Below are 17367 nucleotides of genomic sequence, written 5' to 3' on the forward strand. Positions count from 1 at the left end.
CATTGATGAGGGATCAAACTTTAGAACAGGAACGAGAGCGCGACGATCGCGAACAGGGTCGCACCTTCGATGAGCGCGGCGAGGATCAGGCCGTTCTGGCCGACCGGGCCGGCCGCTTCGGGCTGACGGGCGATGGCGTCGACGGTGTGGGAGCCGATCGCACCGATGCCCTTACCAGCACCCATGATGACCAGGCCCAGGCCGATGCCTTTGCCGAGAACGCCGACGCCTTCGCCGCCGATTAGCTGACCGGCGACCGCACCGGCGGGCGCACCGAACGACTCGGTGACCGCGACGCAGAACACGGCGAAGATCGCCGCCACGATGGTGAATGTCTTTTGCGACATGGTGAGAAACTTTCTGGCCGGCATTTGGGGAACCGGTCCGACCCCTGCCCCGTGCGGTGAAGCATCATTAAGACTCTCGGGCCTCAACCCCTACTGGACGCCAACCCGCACCGCGTGCGTCAGAGTCTGTGGTTCGTGTGACAACTCGATCAGGTGGGCATGGCCTTGGGATCGTGCGGGTACGGGGCCGCCGGTCCCGGCTCGGCGGGAATCTCGTCGTTGGTGTAATCGAAGTCCGGCTCGTGGTGTGCGTGATCGTCGTGATGATGGGCGACCATTTGGCCAAGGAACAGGGCCGTGAGGAACGTGAAGATGTACGCCTGCAGGAAGGCGATGAAGAGTTCCAGGAACATGATCGCGACGGTGCCGATGAGCACGGGAATGCCGATGCCGATCGCCCCGACCGTGCCGCCGGCTCCACCGCCAAAGCCCTTGTAAGCCAAAGCGACGAAGCTGATGAGCACCGCCAGCAGGATGTGCCCGCCGGTCATATTCGCAAAGAGACGAATCATCAATGCCGCCGGCTTCACCAGCATCCCGACAAACTCGACCGGCACCATGATAATCCACATGAACCAAGGCGTGCCCGCGGTGAAGTGGGACGCCCACGCACTGAAGCCGACCGTCTTGATGCCGTTGTACGTCCAGAACACGAACGCGAACAAGGCGAGGACGAAGGTGACGCCGAGGTTGCTCGTCGCCGTGCCGTAGATCGAATACTCGATCCCGGGAATCACCATCAACGGCTTGGTCAGCACGTCAAGCGGCAGAAGGCCGAGCAGGTTGCAGAACAGGATGAAGAAGAACAGCGTCCACAGGAACGGCATGTACTTCGTCGTCTGATCGCCCAGCGCCGGCTTGGCGACATCGTCGCGTAGGTAGACGAGGATGACCTCGAAGAAGTTGCGCGTGCCGGTCGGGACCAACTCGCCCTGCCGGTACTTCTCCGTGATCTTCGGGAAGACCAGCAGCATCAGCACCGCCGCAACCGTCACCATGACCATGTGGTTGCTGAGGATGAAGTAGTTCCCGGCCTTGATGATCGCGTGGTCGATGACGTGGGTCAGCGGATTGTCGGCAGCGAGTGTCAGCGGAAGCATGATGAGGTTCGTTGATCGACTTGATTGAACGACTAGGAAGATGCGGCCGGTTGCTGGACGGCCTTGAAGTAACGCAGCCCCGCGGTGGTCTCGACCGCGAGAACGACGCCGTAGAAAATCATGGTCAACACGATCACCGGCACGCGGGGCATATCCATCGCCTTGATCGCGATGAAGATCCCGACGAAGAACACGAGCGCCCTACCCATGCCGACCGCGAGGAACATCGGCATCGCCTGGGTCACCGGTTGACGCAGGACGGCGATCATTGCGGGCGCGGTGACGATCACCGCGATCCACGCCACCGAAGCCGCCGCGATCCAACCGGCCCACCAACTGCCGCCAATGAGCAACGTCACGACCCCGGCCAGCGCCGTCATAACCGCCGTGGCCACGACCACCCGAACGGCCACCACCGTCGGACTGATCACTGGATTGGGCAGGGTCGCGGTCACTGGGGCGGGTCAGTTTTGGTTGATGCGTTGGAGTTGCAGGAACAACCGGTAAATGCCAAGCACGAAGCCGACGAACAGGCCGACAATCGTCAGCCAGGGCTCGATTCCGAGCCAGCCGTCGGCGAGATATCCAAGCCCCGTGAACAGGCCCACAAATATGGCCAGTTCAAGCCCAATGCCGGCAAGTGCCATCGGTGATCCGCTTTGTCTGGGGTCAGCCACGGGTACCTCCGGCTTCATTGTCACACCCGACATCGTGACAAATTTCACGAATGCCGACGTACTCACAATGTAGGTCTGCCGGCAGTCGAATCAAGTTGCGCTCTTTGGCCCGTGGCGGATGTTGGTCGCCGGGAGAAAATGCCGCATGATGGGGTGCTTTGGCACGCCGAACCCATCCATCGTGGTTGCTGCCGGTCCTGGCGGGATTGGCGACGTTGGTGGTGTTCCTGCCGGGCATCGGCTGGGGGCTGCCGAGTCGGGCGGATGATGCGTTTCTGTTCGGCGACCGGACGCCGTGGACAGGGCAGGAGATCGTCGAACTGGCCGGCGGGTTCGATGCGACCGGCAACCGTGGCGCGGATGTCGACGTGAATCCGCTGGCCTCGCGCGACGGTGTCGTCCTGAACGCGACCGACCAACAGCGGGCCGAGATCGTTCGGCGGTATCGCCTCTTCTCCGAACAACCCGACGAGTTCATCACGATGGCGTCGATCGCCGGCATGGCCCAGCGCGGCGATGCCGACCCCCGGCTCTACCAATACGGCGGCCTCTGGGTCTACCCCGTCGCCGCCCTGCTCGGCGTCACCAAGGTTACCGGCCTCGCCGTCGTCACCGGCGACGTCACGCACTATCTCGACCACCCCGCCGACTTCGGCCGGTTCTACGTCATCGCCCGGCTGTACTCCGCCGCATGGGGCGCGATCGGCGGTGCGCTGGTTTGGATCATCGTCCGGCGGATGAGCAACTGTCCGCTGGCAGCGCTGATCGGCGTGGCGACGTACGCGCTGTTGCCGGCGGTGGCGACGATGACGCATGAGGCCAAGCCACACATGGCCGCGACGGTGCTGATGCTGCTGACGTGCCTGCTGGCCGACAATTCCGTGCGCAATCCGACGCTCCGCAACGCCGTCCTCGTCGGCATCGCCGCCGGCGCCGCCGCGGGCATGCTCATCAGCGCGGTGCTCGTGTGGCTCGTGGTTCCCATGTTGCTGAGCCGCGTTGCCACGCAACGCTGGGGTCGCGAGATCGATGACGTGGCCGACCGAGAAACACCAGCGTTGCGTGGCAACGCGGCTTTCATCATCACATTGCTCGTTCTCCCGCCGCTGACCTACGCACTGACCAACCCGTACGTCCTCATCAACGCCCTCACCGCCCCGCACCTGCTCACCAGCAATCTCGGCAACTCCACCGCGATGTACCAGCCGACGTCGTCGTTCGAGACGGTCGGGCATGCGTTCGACTTGCTCATCGTCGGCGGCGGTTGGGTGATGCCGATCGGACTGGGGGCTGTCGCGTTGCTGACCTTCTGGGCGCGATACCGCAAAGCGTCTTCGTCTACAGCGCTTCCGTGGCTCCTCGCCGTGCCGGCGATCGCGGTGCTGTTGCAGTTCGTTCTGCTCGCGATCGACGACGAAGGCCCCAAGCCGGCCGAGTACGCACGTTTCGCCCTGTTCCCGATCGCCTGCGTATCCATTGCGGCGTCGATGCTGGTGCACCGGCTCGCCGAGGTCTCGCGGCCGAAAGTCGGCAAGCTCGGGAGCGTCTGGCTGACGCTGCCGGCCCTCATCACGTTTCCGGCCGGACTGCCGTACCTTTCGGCGTTCCTGGTCGACGTTCAACGCCGCTCTGCCGCCAGCGACATCGATGGCTGGACGGGCGACACGTTACGCGTCGGTGCCGAGCCGGCACCGTACTCAATGCCGCCGGTCGATCTTTGGCGTTGGCGATTGGTGCTCGACGAAGACGACTCCAACGTCGTCGCGACGGATGACGGACCAACACCCATGAGTTGGGCAGGTAAGCCGTTTGCATTCACGAGGCCGTTGGGATGGCACGGCCTGCGGTCCGTCCCACACGGTGATGGCAGGCCGTGCCTGCCCTACGTCAGGACCAACGCCGCCAACCCCAAGAGCGCAAAGAAACCCACGACGTCCGTCACCGTCGTCGCGAAGATCGTCGCCGACTGTGCCGGGTCAAAGCCGAGGCGTTTCATGATGAACGGGATCCCCGCGCCGCTGATACAGGCGAGCGTGTGGTTGATCACCAACGCCGCGAACACGACCAGCCCGAGCATCATCGCCGCCCCCGCCCCGCCACGCCAACCCCAAACCAGCGCGATCACGCCGGTGAGCACGCCGATGATCAGGCCGGTGAAGAGGCCGACGAGCGTCTCACGTTGCAGCACGTGACGTAGCAACTTCCGATCCACATTGCCTGCCCCGATACCACGCACCGCGACCGCCATCGCTTGAGCCGACGCGTTGCCTCCCATCCCCGCGACGATCGGCATGAACGCAGCGAGTACCGCAAGCTTGGTGATGATGTCCTCGAACATCGCGACGACAAACGCCGCCGCAAACGCCGTCGCAAGATTCACCACCAACCACGGCGTGCGCGACTTGAAGCTGAATGTCCAAGGACTCGCCAGTCGTTCCTCCGCACCGGCACCGAACAGCACCTGCACGTCCTCGGTCGCTTCCTCCTGTAGCACGTCGACCACGTCGTCGACGGTGACCAGGCCGATGAGCCTGTTGCGCTCATCGACGACCGGCATCGCGAGGTAGTTGTACTTGCGGAACAGAGTCGCGACTTCCTCCTGGTCCATCGACGCCGGCAGCGCGGTCACGTTGGGCCGCATGATGTCGGCAAGCTTCCGCTCGGGCTTGGACAGGATCAGGTCGCGCATCGACAGCACGCCGACCAGATGACCCCGGCGATCGATGACGTAGCTGTAGAACATCATCTCCAGCTCGTCGGCCTGGGCACGCAACGTTTCGATCGCGTCGGCGACGTCGAGCTGTTCATACAGCTTGGTCACCTCGGTGGTCATGATGCCGCCGGCGGTGTCGGGCTCGAAGCGTTCGAGGGTGCGGATCTCCTCCTGATCCTCCGGGGCCATCAGGTCGATCACCGCGTCGTGCAGCTGCTCATCGAGGTGCTCGAGGATGTCGACGCGGTCGTCGGGGTCCATCTCGTGGAGCACCGCCGCGGCCTCGCCGGTGGCCATGTCCGCGAGCAACCGCCCCGCGTCGACGCTCTCCATCTCGGCCAGCACACCCGCGATATCCGCCGGTTCCATGTGCCCGACGATGTCCGCCGCCCGCTCGTCATTCACCGCCTCGAGCAGCAACGCACCATCCGCATCCGGCAGGTCCGACACCGCCTCGGCCACCTCGTGAGCCGGGTCGTTTTCCGGGTCGACGTCAAGCGACGACATGCCTCGGTCTAACGATGGGGGGACGGTCAAAAGTTCCGTCTCATGATTGGGCATATTGCCGGTAGCAATCTCGCGCCGCGATTCGCGTTGCGGGCCGTGGAGGTCATCGGGCATACGCCATCATACATTCATGACCGGTATCATGGCGGCATGCAGCTGCGTGCCATGACGCCGACGGACCTAGGCGAACTCGCCGAGATCGATGCGACGATCGAGTCTGACGCGTACCTGCATCTGCAGCGCGACGGCGAGGGGTTGTCGGCGACGTGGTCGGTCGAGCCGCGCGACCTGCGGGAGAAGCTGGTCAAGTCCAACATGCCCGGCGACGAGTTGGAGTTCACCTACAAACAGATCGTCGCCGGCGTGATGGAAGGGATGGCCTGGTGTGCCGAGCACGAGGGCATGCCGGTCGCGACGTTGCTTGCCGAGCCGCGACCCGAGCGAGGGCTGCTGGAGATCGTCGACCTGCGGACCGACTACGACCACCGCCGACAAGGATTGGCGTCGGCGCTGCTCTTCCGAACCGTCGCCGCCGCGCGAGACGCGGAGCACCGTGCGCTCTTTGCCTCGACGGCGGCCAACATGCAATCGGCCAACGCCCTGCTCGCCAAGCTCGGCTTCGAACTCGCCGGCCTCGACGAGATGCGCCACACCAACCACGACGTCGTCAAGGAGCAAGCGACGCTCTTCTGGTACCTCGCGTTGACGGATTGACGTGTTACGACGCCGACCGCCCGCCCTGCAGCAGCCCAAGCGGATCCGCTCGTGCGACGCGGATCGCCGGGATCATGGCGGCAAACACGCTGACCGCCATCACAACGCCGATACCGATCGCGATGAGTTCCCAGGGGAACGACAGCGGCGGCACGAAGCCGATGACCATCTGCGTCACCCGGCGCCCGTTGGTGGCGATGAGACCGCCGCAGGTAAGCCCGAGGATCACCGCGACGACGCCGAGCAGCGCCGCCTCCGCCACGACGAGCTTGAGCAACCCCCCGCGTGTCACGCCCAGCGAGCGGAGCAACCCGAACTGCCAACGCCGGCTGCGAACCGATGCGAGGATCGTGTTCGTCACACCCAGCGCCGCGACGAACATCGCCGCCCAGGCGACGGTCGTTGCAAGGAGCATGATGCGTGCGAAGGTGCCGGTGATCGTTTCCTTGATCGCACGTACATCGGCGATGTTCGCCCGCAGTCGCCCCACCGAGCGTCGCAGGCTCTGAACGGCGACTTCACGCTCGACGCCGGGCTGCAGGTTAACCGCCAGGATGCGCGCCCGATCTTCCTTGAAGATGTTTCGCGCATCGTTGGCGGAGCCGAAGATGCACGCGGCGGCCTGCTGCTCGAACTGGCCCCGCATGTCGAACGTCGCGACGATCACGTCGATGCCCGGCGAACGCACGACCCCGGCAACGATGAAGTCGACCGGCCCCTCCTCGGTCGCCAACTCGAACACGTCACCGACGCCAAGCCCCTTGAGCCGGCGGAACTCCTCCGTGACCAGCACATGCCCGTCCTGCTCGAGCATGACCCGGGCGTCGGCCTCGTTGCCTTCGACGAAGTCGAGTTGGAGCATGTCCAACATCGGCCCGGGCTCGCAACCGACGAACGTGGTGTTCTCCGGCATCCGCAAGCCCGCCAACGCGAACGGCAGATCCGGCAGGTTTGGTGAGAGCAGATAGATCGGCAGCACCGCCGGGGCACCGTCGTCACGCACGCCGATCTCGGGTAGTGCGGCAATCTGCTCGACCTGCTCGTCCTCGAACGCCACGGTGCGGGTGAGCGTGTACACGAAAACATCGGGAAACCCGTCGGGCAACTGCCAGCTACGCAGCGCGCTGCCGCCCTGGATCTGCATCACAACCAGCACGGACAGCCCGACCATCAAGCCGCTCGCGGTACCGGCGGCCCGCCAGACGCTGCCGGTGAGTTGCTGGCGAAGCAGTTCGAAATCTCGACGGAACACGCCGGCGAAGATCATGCCCAGCCCGCAGGTCACGCCAAAAAACGCCGGTATCGCAATGACGACGCCCAGTAACGCCGCCGCCGTGTCGAAGGCGATCATCCGCATGAGCAACCAACCACCAGCCAAGCTCAAGGCGATCAGAAGCACCCCGATGATCGGCATCAATGCATGTCGTCGGCCGAGATTGACACCGATGTTGGCGGTCCGCTCCACACCCCAGACGAACGCCGGTGCGACGAGGAAAAATCCGAACATCAGCGCGGGCAAACCAAGCACCAAGTGCCCGTAAAACCGCACTTCCTTCTCGTACGCCGACGCCAGTCCGAACGCGGTGATGATCGGGTTGCCGTCCGGGCTGAACAATAGGAATGAATCAAATCCGGCCAGAACCAGGCCGAGCACGACCAACCCCCACGGCATCCGCAACTCGCCCGATGCCGACGGAGCCATGGCTTCGAGCGGGTCCAGCCGCATGGCCCGAAGCGCCGGCAACACCGCTGCCACCACGCCGGCCAACGTCATGCCCACCGCCGCCGCGGCGATGCCGATCCAACTCAGCACCACGCCCTCGCTCATCACGTCGGAAAAGGCCCAGGCGATTCCTTCCAGCCCGACAATGCCCAAGGGAATGCCGAGCACGACGCCGACGAATCCCAGCACCACGCCTTCGACGATGACCAAAGCACCGACCTGACGCCGCTCGGCACCGATCGCGCGGAGCATCGCCAACGTCCGCTGCCGCTCGGCCACGCCCATGCTCAACGTGGTAAACACGATGAAGGTTCCCGCCACCATCGCGACGCTACCGCCGAGCACGCTCAACAGCTCGGTCGACCGAAGGTTCTTGTCCAGCTCCTCACGGTCGGCCCGCAAGACACGCACCTCCAGCTTCTCGCCGAGGTGGGCTTGAAGTTTTGCCGCGACCGACTCGACATCCCGGCCCGGCTTCAGGTTGATCAAGACCTCGCTGACCTCTTCGTTCGGCCCCTGCAGCGCACCGAGCGGAACGTATGCGGTCCGAATCGCCAGCGCGACGATCGCGGGCTTGTGCACGTATCCGACGACGCGAAACGGCACCAACTCGTCGCCAACGGGGATGAGCAGTTCATCGTTCGGCTCAAGTCCGTTGTTGGCCAAGCCAACGTCGACGTACGCCTCCCGCGCGTCCGGCGCGCTGAACTTGATTCGCCCGTCGTTGCTTCCCTTGGGAATGTCTTCGAAGACCGAGTAACTGACCGGCAAGCCGGCGGCCTTGTCGTCATCAGGGCGAAGTCCGACCACGTCGGCCCGCACAGCGGTTTCCTTGCTCTCAACGGTCTGCGTGAGCTTGAGCCGACCCAATGCCGAGGCGAGGTCTCCGCCGAAGTCCGGATGATCGAGCAGTTCGCGCGGTAACGACGCCGGCAGAAGGCCGTCATACAGCCGCGTCGGCTGGACACGGATGTCCTCGCTGCCCATCATTTCGAGCAGCAGCGCCCGGGCCGACGCTTCCATCGACTTGTACCCGCTGGTCACGCCCACCACGAGGGCGACCGACAGCGCGACCGCGAGCACGGTCAGCACTGTGCGCACCTTCCGTGCCAGCGCGTGTCGGTAGATGAGCGAAAGCGTCAAACCCATGGTCGGCTAGGCAAGGGCTTCCTGGTACTTGGCCGAAACCTCGACGCCGGCGTCGTCGGTGAACTCGCCGTTCTCGAACCGCTCGACGAGCTTGCCGTCGCGGAGCACGGCGACCTCGTGGGCATACGCCGCGACGTGCGGCTCATGCGTCACCATCACGATCGTCTTGCCGTGCAAGGTCGACAGGTCACGCAGCAGTTCGCAGACACTTTTGCTGTTGGCGCTGTCGAGGTTACCCGTCGGCTCGTCGGCGAGGATGACCGCAGGGTCGGTGATCAGCGCCCGACCGATCGCGACGCGTTGCTGTTCGCCGCCGGACATCGCGTCGGGGCGGTGTCCACCGCGCGGACCGATGCCGAGCGTGTCGAGCAGTTCGTCCACACGGGGCAACGCATCCTCCCGCCCATCGAGCCGGAGTGGTAGCGCGACGTTCTCCCGTGCGGTCAGCGTCGGGATCAGGTTGAACGATTGAAACACCAGCCCAATGTGCCGCCGGCGGAAGAGCGTGAGCTTGCGGTCCGAGAGCGTGGCGATGTCCGATCCGCGGACAAGGACATGCCCCTTGGTCGGCTGCGCGAGGCCGGCCATCAGATGCAAAAGTGTCGATTTCCCCGAGCCGGACTGGCCCATGATCGCGAGGAATGTGCCAGCGGTGACGTCGATGGAAATGTCATCCAAGGCGGTCACGGCATGGCCGCCCTGCCTGAAGGACTTGCTCACGTTGGTCACGCGCAGCGGCAGTGCATCGGCTTGGTTGTCGGACTCGAAGGCAGACTCCGGCATGCGGTGGGCATGCTAGGCTTGTGCGAAGGTTTCGCCATTGACCCGTTTAGTTGCCCTCGCCGACCTGCACCTGAACCACCGCAAGAGCCGCGAAAGCGCCGAGGCCCAGGCCCGTCAGGTCGTGCGGCGTGGCAGCGACGTGCTGTTCATGCTCGGCGATGCGGCGGTGTGGGACGGCGACACGTTAGATGAATGCCTCGGACTCTTCGACGACTTCCGCGGGGCGAAGCTGTTCGTCCCGGGCAACCATGATCTGTGGACGAGCGAGCCGAGTAATGACGCGTTGAACCTGCTCACCGACGCTCTGCCTAGGCGTGTCGCCGCGACCGGTTGGCATTGGCTCCAAGGTTCGCCTTTCCGCGTCGGAGACTTGGCCATCGTGGGCAACCTTGGCTGGTACGACCTCGGGTTTTCCGTCGACTCGCTCAACATCCCGAAACCTTTCTACGAAGCCGGCGTTTCGCCAGGTTATGTCCTCACACGCGGCAGTCCGAAGCAGATGATCGACGATGCACGGCGGTGTGAGTTTCCGGGCAACAAACTGTTTGCCCGTTGGAACGATACACGCTACGTCCGAGGGGCACGAGCCGACATTTTTGATCAATGCATGGCCGACCTCGACGCGGACCTGCTGGCGGTTGCGGACGCCAAGACCGTCGTCGCGGCAACGCACACGGTTCCGCTGGCAGGGTTGTTGCCGCCGCGTCGCATGTTGCAACTCGACTTTGTTCGAGCCTACCTGGGCAGCCCCAAGCTCGGCGGACGCATGCTCGCCGCACCAAACGTCCGCCACATCCTCTGCGGCCACAGCCACTTCCCCGCCGAGTGCGACATCGGGCCGGTCAACGCGATCAACATCGGCAGCGGTTATCGAAAGAAACTCTCGGTCGAACTTTCGTTACCATCTTGACGATGATCCTGCCGCTCATGATGCTGGCCGCCATGGCCCAATCGTCCCAGCCCGCGCCGTCGTTTGCCGATCTTGTCCCCGCCGATGCGAAGATCGAGAAAGTCGCCACCGGCTTCGGCTTCCTCGAAGGGCCCGCCTGGCTCGACGGCCGGTTGGTCTTCTCGGACATCCCCAAGGACACGATTCACGCGCTCGAAGCCGACGGCCCGCAGGTCTTTCGCACGCCGAGCCACAACGCCAACGGCAACACCGTCCACGACGGCGTGCTCTACACCTGCGAACATTCGAGCCGGGTGGTTTCGACCACGACCGACGGCGAGCGGACCGTGCTCGTCCACGAGTGGGACGGCAAGAAGTTCAACAGCCCCAACGACATCGTCGTCCATTCCAGCGGCATCGTGTACTTCACCGACCCGTACTGGGGCCTGCCCGCCGACAAGCGCGACGAACTGATGGAGTACGGCGGCTGCTACGTCTTCCGCGTCGATGGCACCGAAGTCGTGCCCGTCGCGAAGGACTTCGGCCGGCCAAACGGGCTCGCCTTCAGCCCCGATGAGTCGATCCTCTACATCGGCGACGACGAGAAGAAGCACGTCCGCAAGTTCACCGTCGAAAACGACGGCAGCCTCAGCGGCGGCGAGGTGTTCTGCGAGATCGACCCCGGCGTGCCCGACGGCATGCGCGTCGACACCGCCGGCAACCTCTGGTGTACCGCCGGCGACGGCGTGCAGGTCTTCGCCCCCGACGGCACGCACCTCGGAACCGTCGAGTGCCCCGAATCCCCCGCCAACTGCGAACTCGCCGACGGCTACCTCTGGATGACCGCCCGATCATCGCTGTACCGCATCAAGGTCAACGCGCAGCCGGCAATGTAACCGCATTTTGCGGCCGCGGCGTAGCCGCTCCGTCAATCCGCCAAATCCTTCGGCCCGACAATCACCCGCGTCACCGGCGTCGCGACTTGCTTCTCCGCATACGCGTTCACGTCTGCCACGGTCACCGTCTCGATCGCGCTCACGATCTCGTCGAGCGACCGAAGCCGACCATGCACCCGCCAGTCACGGGCCAGCGCGTTGGCCCGTGCGCTGGTCGATTCACTCGCCATCACCGTCGCGGCGGCAAGCCCGACCTTGGCCCGCTCGACTTCGTCCTCGCTCACGCCCTGACCGAACTTCTTCACCTCGTCGTTGATCGTGTCGAGGGTCGCCTGTGCGCGTTCGTTGGACGTACCGGAGTAGATGAACAGGCCGGCCAACCCGGGAAGTGAGCTGTAGCTTGCGGAGACAGCGTAGCAGAGGCCGCGCTTCTCGCGGACTTCGGTGAACAGGCGTGCGCTGCTGCTGCCGCCGAGGATCTCGATCGCGACCCGGGCGGCGTAGTACTCGGGGCTCTGCTCCGGCTCGGCGGGCATGGCCAGGCCAATGTGCGTCTGCTCGCTGTCGGTTTCCTCGAAGTGCCGCGGGCCGGCGGGTGGGTGGAGCTGCTCCTCGTCGATGCCGGGGCCGGTCCAATCGCCGAGCTGCGCTTCCACCGCCGACCGCCAAGCGTCGACGTCGATCTTGCCGGCGACCGCGATGAGCCCGTCGTCCGGCTGGTACCGCTCGGCGTGGTGCAACTTGCAGGTGTCGACGGTCATCTTCGCGAGATGCTCCGGATCGCCCATGGCGTTTCGACCGAGCGGTGCCGGCCAGAACCACTCACGCAGCAGCACGAACAACTGCTGTCGGGGATCGTCGTCGAGGCCTTGCAGCGCGGCCACGGCGAGTTCCCGGGCGGCCTGGAAATCGTCTTCCTTCAAGTGTGGTCGACGAAGTACGTCCGCATAGGCCGGCAGCGCTTCGAGTACGTTGCCGCTAACGCCGGCCGCAGAGAAGCGGGTGTGGTTCGTGCCGGCCGACGCACCGCGCATCAGGCCGAGGAAGTCGAGGTACTCGGTGAGCGTTCGACTGTCCCGATCACCGGCCCCTCGCAACACGAGTTCCGAGAGCACCGTGGCCGTGCCCAGCCGACTGACTGGATCGCTCGCCGCCCCCGCCGCGACCTGCAACGTCATCGCCGCCGACGCCACCCCGTCCATCGGCTCGGCCAACAGTGTGAAACCGTTGGGCAGCGTGTGAATGTGATATCCGTCGGACGCAGGTTGATCAGTCATCGAACCGCAAGCGTAGGATGGAACGCACGATGAAAGTCATTCTCGCCAATCCGCGTGGCTTTTGTGCCGGCGTACGCATGGCCATCGAGGTCGTCGACCAGGTGCTCAAGGCTCAAGGCGCACCCGTCTACGTCTACCACGAGATCGTTCACAACAAGCATGTCGTGGATGACTTCAAGTCGCGTGGCGTGACGTTCGTCGAAGACGTTGCCGAAGTGCCCGAGGGCGAAACGGTCGTCTTCAGCGCTCACGGCATTCCGCCCGCCGTCCGCGAGACCGCCAAGGCTCGAAGCCTCACGATTCACGACGCGACCTGCCCGTTGGTGACCAAGGTTCACAACGAGGTGATCCGTTACGCCCGCGAGGGTTACGAAATCGTCTTCATCGGCCACCGCAACCACCAGGAAGCCATCGGCACCGCCGGCGAAGCGCCGGACCACATCACGATCATCGAGGAAGCCGAGGAAGTCGACTCGCTACCGTTCACGACCGAGACCAAGCTGGCTTACGTCACGCAGACCACGCTGAGTGTCACCGACGCCAACCGCGTCATCGACGCACTCAAGGCAAGATTCCCGCAGGTGCGCGAGCCGGCGAAGGAAGACATCTGCTACGCGACGACCAACCGGCAGGAAGCGGTGTCGCTCTTTTCCCCTGAGGTCGATCTTGTGCTCGTCGTCGGCAGCAAGAACTCGTCCAACAGCAACCGGCTCGTTGATCGCGCCGTCGAGGTCGGCACACCCGGCCACCTGATCGACGATGCATCGGAACTCCAGTCCGAGTGGTTCGCCGGCGTTGACACCGTCCTCGTCACCGCCGGGGCGAGCGCCCCCGAGCACCTCGTGGAGGACCTGCTTGGCAAGCTCATCGCCGACCACGGGGCGACGGTGGAGACACGCACCCTCGCCGATGAGAACGTCCACTTCGCTTTGCCCAAGTCGGCACGGTCATTGGCGGTGGTTTCCTAACGCCGCACCGTCAAACGGCGTCCGATATTCCACGGGGTGATTTTTCGGACCCATCCGCCGATACTGCACCACATGAAGGGCGTTATCCTCGCTGGCGGCACCGGTAGCCGACTGTTTCCGCTGACCACGGTCACGAACAAGCACCTGCTACCGGTCTACAAAAAGCCGATGATCTACTACCCCCTCGAGTGCATGGCCAAGGCCGGCATCGAGGAGGTCATGCTCGTCTGCGGCGGCAACAACGCCGGCGACTACATCCGCCTGCTCGGCAACGGCCACGAGTTCGGCCTTAAGCACCTGACCTACACCTATCAGCCTGACGCGACCGGCATCGCCGCCGCGCTGGGGCTTTGCGAGCGGTACGTCGACGGCGAGCCGATCATGCTCATCCTCGGCGATAACGTGCTGGAGTACTCCATCAAGAAGCAGGCCGACAACTTCCGACAACAGCTCGCCGACTCCGGTGGCAAAGGCGCGAAGATCCTGCTCGCCGAGGTCGAGAACCCCAAGGCCTACGGCGTCGCGGAGATGGACGGCGACAAGGTCGTCGGCATCGTCGAAAAACCGGAAAACCCCAAGAGCAACAAGGCCGTCATCGGCGTGTACTTCTACGACGGCCACGTCTTCGACATCGTCAAAACCCTCAAGCCCAGCGGCCGCGGCGAGCTCGAAATTACCGACGTCAACAACGCCTACATCGACGCAGGCACCATGACCGCCGACAACGTCCACGGCTGGTGGGGCGACTGCGGCGAGAACCTCGACTTCTACCACGAGGCCGGCAAGAAGATCGCCGAAATCGGGGCCAACAAGAATCCCTAATTTCCTTCCGAATGTTGATCGGCTGCGGTATGTTCCAGTTCGAACATGCTTACTCGGTTACGGGCACATACCGACCGTCGCAAGCTGTATTCGGACACGTTGTCGTTCGTGAAGGAGATGTACGGCCGGTTTCTCGCGAAGAAGCTGCCGCTCCCGCTGCCCTTCCGCAATCGTGTCGTCCGGCTCAATCTCAACAGCGAAGCCCAACCCGTCTTCGCCCGAATCGGGACGACCGACACGTTCATTGTTGGTGAGATCTTTCACGACAACGAATACGGCTGGATCCACGAGCATCTAATCGGGACCGTCCGCGATGTCCTTGACCTCGGCGGAAATGTCGGGCTATCGGTGCGATACTGGAATGCGTCGTTTCCGGAGCTGCGCAAGGTTGTCGTTGTGGAGCCCGATCCGGAAAACATGGCAATGCTGCGGCGGAACATCGAGCCGCTGTCGATCGACATCGAGCGTGTCGAGGCGTTGGTCGTGTCGCACGATCGGCCGTTCTGGCTGGACCGCAGCGTCAACGCCGCCAAGTTTACCATGGTCGAGACCCCGCCCGAGCCGGGCCAGCAGCCGCTGCCGACCGTCAGCATTTCGTCGCTGATCGCCAAGTTCCCCGATGGCATTGATCTGCTCAAGATCGACATTGAGGGCGGCGAACGCGAGCTGTTCGAGATCGCCGACCAGTGGGTGCCGCGCATGCGCAATCTTGTGATTGAACTTCACGGCGATCTCGGTCAGACGCAGCTTCGTGCGGCCCTCGATGGGATTGGCCTGCGGTTTAAGGTGGTTCCCTCTCCGAACAGTCGCGCGGTCTTCGGAGCGTTCCGAGAAGACGGCTGAATCGGGTGATGCCGGTCGGGTTTCGGCCCGATACTGTTGGCGTATGTCCACCCTCCTCGTCACCGGTGCAGCCGGCTTCATCGGCTCCAACTTCGTCCGCATGCTCCTGAATCGCGGCGAAGACGTGCGGCTCGTCGCGTTCGACAAGCTCACCTACGCCGGCAACCTCGCGAACCTTCAGGACCTGCTCGCAGCCCACCCGGACAAACTCACCTTCGTCAAGGGCGACATCTGCAACGCCGACGACGTCGCCACCGCGATGGATGAGAACGGCGTGACGCACGTCGTCCACTTCGCCGCCGAGTCGCACGTGGATCGCTCGATCATGTCGTCGGGCCCGTTCGTGCAGACCAATGTCGTTGGCACCCAGATCTTGCTCGACGAAGCCAAGAAGCGCGACTGCGAACGCTTCCTCATGGTCAGCACAGACGAGGTTTACGGCACCCTGCCCGAGGACGACAAGTCGGTCATGTTCACCGAGGACACGCCCCTCGCCCCGAACTCCCCGTATTCCGCGAGTAAGTGCGGCGGTGACGTGCTGGTCCGCAGCTACTTCGAGACCCACGGCATGCCCGTGCTCACCACGCGCTGCTCCAACAACTACGGCCCCTACCACTTCCCCGAAAAGCTCATCCCCCTGTTCGTCACCAACCTGATGGAGGACAAGCAAGTCCCCCTCTACGGCGACGGCATGAACATCCGCGACTGGCTCTACGTCGAGGATCACTGCGACGCGATCTGGAACGTGCTCACCAAAGCCAAGCCCGGCGAGGTCTACAACGTCGGCGGCAACAACGAGATGACCAACCGCCGCATCACCGAGATCGTCCTCGAAGCGATGGGCAAGGACTGGGACACGTCGGTCAAGTATGTCCAGGACCGCGCCGGCCACGACCGCCGCTACGCCATCGACGCCAGCAAGATCAAACGCGACCTCGGCTGGGAGCCGAAGCACCGCTTCGAGGACGCCATCAAAACCACCATCCAGTGGTACCGCGACAACCAAGACTGGTGGCGCGCGATCAAGAGCGGCGAGTACATGAAGTACTATGACGAGCAGTACGCCGGCCGGTGATCGACGTTGCATACGACAAGCAAGGCGGGCGACCAAGGTGGCGGTGTGGACAAACAGGTCCGCCCGCGGAGTGGTGACGGCCTGTGAAGCCGCATCGGCTCGATCCACGAACACGATCACTGGCTGATCATCAACACGGCACAGCATCGCGGTCGTATCGCGGGTAAGCCCGCCGAGGTATGAGAGGCCGATCATTTCACGATCGTCGGGCGTGTCGGCCAACTGCAGGGAAGTGCCCTGGCGTTTCGTAAACGTGCCAGCGAATCGCTGCGGGTCGTCGCAGAAATAATAAGGACGAAACCCATTGGCGACCGTTTCATCGAAGATCGCGGCCAACGGACGCGGTTCAAAAAAAGGCTGCGGCGGATCGTTGCCGGTGGCGGACCAAAGGGCAAAGCCGATCAAGGCCACAGCCGCCAAGGCACTCACGACCAACACCACGCGTCGCCAAGGGTCAACCTTCGCCGGTGTTGCCGACGCTAACCATTGTTCGACGTCATCCACGGTGATCTGAGGAGGACCAAACTGCGCGCGAAGATTTTCGTTGAGTTGTCGCGCTTCGTTAAGCTGCTGTTGTGCGGCCGAATCCTGAGCCAACCTTGTCTCGAATTCGGATCGCGCAGCGGGATCGAGACGATCGTCAAGATACGCATCGATTTCGTCGCTAGTGATCGGAGGTTGCCGCGTCATGATTCATTCTGGATACGTGGAGACAAGCGGGCGCGCATCGACTTCTTGCTGCGGAACACATGGCTCATGGCGGTTCCCTCCGGGATCCGCAGCAACTCGGAGATCTCGGCGTACGAAAGATCCTCGATGACCCGCAACAGCAGACAACAACGCGCCTCGGAAGACAGCTGGGCGAGCGCCGCCATCATCTCATC

Annotated in this window: 16 protein-coding genes and 1 pseudogene; 8 read left to right on the top strand and 9 right to left on the bottom strand. The window is 63.9% G+C overall.

Annotation, left to right across the window (positions count from 1 at the left end):
* Window positions 1-20 precede the first annotated feature (20 nt).
* From AAGD32_15945 to AAGD32_15960, 4 genes are all read right to left on the bottom strand, one after another.
* Window positions 21-242: an ATP synthase F0 subunit C gene (locus AAGD32_15945; GenBank protein MEM8875739.1), complete on the bottom strand. Its 222-nt coding sequence runs from the start codon at window positions 240-242 to the stop codon at window positions 21-23.
* A gap of 254 nt (window positions 243-496) precedes the next feature.
* Window positions 497-1447 (bottom strand): F0F1 ATP synthase subunit A, encoded by a 951-nt coding sequence (gene atpB / locus AAGD32_15950; protein MEM8875740.1) that lies wholly within the window; start codon window positions 1445-1447, stop codon window positions 497-499.
* 32 nt (window positions 1448-1479) lie between these two features.
* Window positions 1480-1902, bottom strand: a complete 423-nt coding sequence (locus AAGD32_15955) for a hypothetical protein (protein MEM8875741.1) — start codon at window positions 1900-1902, stop codon at window positions 1480-1482.
* A 9-nt stretch (window positions 1903-1911) separates the two neighbouring features.
* The gene (locus AAGD32_15960) at window positions 1912-2124 is read right to left on the bottom strand and encodes an AtpZ/AtpI family protein (GenBank protein MEM8875742.1); all 213 of its coding nucleotides are present in this window, start codon (window positions 2122-2124) and stop codon (window positions 1912-1914) included.
* A 500-nt stretch (window positions 2125-2624) separates the two neighbouring features.
* Here AAGD32_15960 and AAGD32_15965 point away from each other — a divergent pair.
* Window positions 2625-3140 (top strand): annotated as a pseudogene (locus tag AAGD32_15965) (glycosyltransferase family 39 protein).
* Between the two features lie 866 nt (window positions 3141-4006).
* On the opposite strand, the gene mgtE reads toward AAGD32_15965, so the two are convergent.
* Window positions 4007-5344, bottom strand: a complete 1338-nt coding sequence (mgtE, locus tag AAGD32_15970) for a magnesium transporter (GenBank protein ID MEM8875743.1) — start codon at window positions 5342-5344, stop codon at window positions 4007-4009.
* 150 nt (window positions 5345-5494) lie between these two features.
* On the opposite strand from mgtE, the gene AAGD32_15975 reads away from it, so the two are divergent.
* A complete protein-coding gene (locus AAGD32_15975) occupies window positions 5495-6058 on the top strand; it encodes a GNAT family N-acetyltransferase (GenBank protein MEM8875744.1) in 564 nt (187 codons plus the stop codon).
* Between the two features lie 4 nt (window positions 6059-6062).
* Here the strand turns inward: AAGD32_15975 and AAGD32_15980 are convergent, their stop codons facing one another.
* Window positions 6063-8930, bottom strand: a complete 2868-nt coding sequence (locus AAGD32_15980) for an ABC transporter permease (GenBank protein MEM8875745.1) — start codon at window positions 8928-8930, stop codon at window positions 6063-6065.
* Between the two features lie 6 nt (window positions 8931-8936).
* On the bottom strand, window positions 8937-9713 hold the full coding sequence (locus AAGD32_15985) for an ABC transporter ATP-binding protein (protein ID MEM8875746.1): 777 nt from the start codon (window positions 9711-9713) through the stop codon (window positions 8937-8939).
* A gap of 37 nt (window positions 9714-9750) precedes the next feature.
* Between AAGD32_15985 and AAGD32_15990 the strand changes: the two genes are divergently transcribed.
* The gene (locus tag AAGD32_15990; protein MEM8875747.1) at window positions 9751-10623 is read left to right on the top strand and encodes a metallophosphoesterase; all 873 of its coding nucleotides are present in this window, start codon (window positions 9751-9753) and stop codon (window positions 10621-10623) included.
* A 2-nt stretch (window positions 10624-10625) separates the two neighbouring features.
* The gene (locus AAGD32_15995) at window positions 10626-11498 is read left to right on the top strand and encodes an SMP-30/gluconolactonase/LRE family protein (GenBank protein MEM8875748.1); all 873 of its coding nucleotides are present in this window, start codon (window positions 10626-10628) and stop codon (window positions 11496-11498) included.
* Window positions 11499-11530: 32 nt separating this feature from the next.
* Here AAGD32_15995 and AAGD32_16000 read toward each other — a convergent pair whose 3' ends face one another.
* Window positions 11531-12775, bottom strand: a complete 1245-nt coding sequence (locus AAGD32_16000; protein MEM8875749.1) for a pitrilysin family protein — start codon at window positions 12773-12775, stop codon at window positions 11531-11533.
* Window positions 12776-12804: 29 nt separating this feature from the next.
* Between AAGD32_16000 and ispH the strand changes: the two genes are divergently transcribed.
* The 4 genes from ispH (at window position 12805) to rfbB (ending at window position 16483) form a co-directional block, all read left to right on the top strand.
* Window positions 12805-13743: a 4-hydroxy-3-methylbut-2-enyl diphosphate reductase gene (gene ispH, locus AAGD32_16005; protein ID MEM8875750.1), complete on the top strand. Its 939-nt coding sequence runs from the start codon at window positions 12805-12807 to the stop codon at window positions 13741-13743.
* A 72-nt stretch (window positions 13744-13815) separates the two neighbouring features.
* On the top strand, window positions 13816-14565 hold the full coding sequence (locus tag AAGD32_16010) for a sugar phosphate nucleotidyltransferase (GenBank protein MEM8875751.1): 750 nt from the start codon (window positions 13816-13818) through the stop codon (window positions 14563-14565).
* A 45-nt stretch (window positions 14566-14610) separates the two neighbouring features.
* Entirely contained in the window at window positions 14611-15408 is a 798-nt protein-coding gene (locus AAGD32_16015; protein MEM8875752.1) for an FkbM family methyltransferase, read from the top strand.
* 43 nt (window positions 15409-15451) lie between these two features.
* Window positions 15452-16483, top strand: a complete 1032-nt coding sequence (rfbB, locus tag AAGD32_16020; GenBank protein ID MEM8875753.1) for a dTDP-glucose 4,6-dehydratase — start codon at window positions 15452-15454, stop codon at window positions 16481-16483.
* Between the two features lie 686 nt (window positions 16484-17169).
* Here rfbB and AAGD32_16025 read toward each other — a convergent pair.
* The coding region (locus AAGD32_16025; protein MEM8875754.1) for a sigma factor-like helix-turn-helix DNA-binding protein at window positions 17170-17367 on the bottom strand (198 nt) is incomplete at its 5' end.

It is taken from the genome of Planctomycetota bacterium (genome assembly GCA_039182125.1).
Lineage (GTDB): Bacteria > Planctomycetota > Phycisphaerae > Tepidisphaerales > Tepidisphaeraceae > JBCDCH01.

Coding starts and splice junctions, on each gene's coding strand:
- AAGD32_15975 (MEM8875744.1), top strand. CDS start 5,495: ATGCAGCTGCGTGCCATGACGCCGACGGACCTAGGCGAACTCGCCGAG.
- AAGD32_15980 (MEM8875745.1), bottom strand. CDS start 8,930: ATGGGTTTGACGCTTTCGCTCATCTACCGACACGCGCTGGCACGGAAG.
- AAGD32_15985 (MEM8875746.1), bottom strand. CDS start 9,713: ATGCCGGAGTCTGCCTTCGAGTCCGACAACCAAGCCGATGCACTGCCG.
- AAGD32_16000 (MEM8875749.1), bottom strand. CDS start 12,775: ATGACTGATCAACCTGCGTCCGACGGATATCACATTCACACGCTGCCC.
- AAGD32_15995 (MEM8875748.1), top strand. CDS start 10,626: ATGATCCTGCCGCTCATGATGCTGGCCGCCATGGCCCAATCGTCCCAG.
- ispH (MEM8875750.1), top strand. CDS start 12,805: ATGAAAGTCATTCTCGCCAATCCGCGTGGCTTTTGTGCCGGCGTACGC.
- atpB (MEM8875740.1), bottom strand. CDS start 1,447: ATGCTTCCGCTGACACTCGCTGCCGACAATCCGCTGACCCACGTCATC.
- rfbB (MEM8875753.1), top strand. CDS start 15,452: ATGTCCACCCTCCTCGTCACCGGTGCAGCCGGCTTCATCGGCTCCAAC.
- AAGD32_16015 (MEM8875752.1), top strand. CDS start 14,611: ATGCTTACTCGGTTACGGGCACATACCGACCGTCGCAAGCTGTATTCG.
- AAGD32_16010 (MEM8875751.1), top strand. CDS start 13,816: ATGAAGGGCGTTATCCTCGCTGGCGGCACCGGTAGCCGACTGTTTCCG.
- mgtE (MEM8875743.1), bottom strand. CDS start 5,344: ATGTCGTCGCTTGACGTCGACCCGGAAAACGACCCGGCTCACGAGGTG.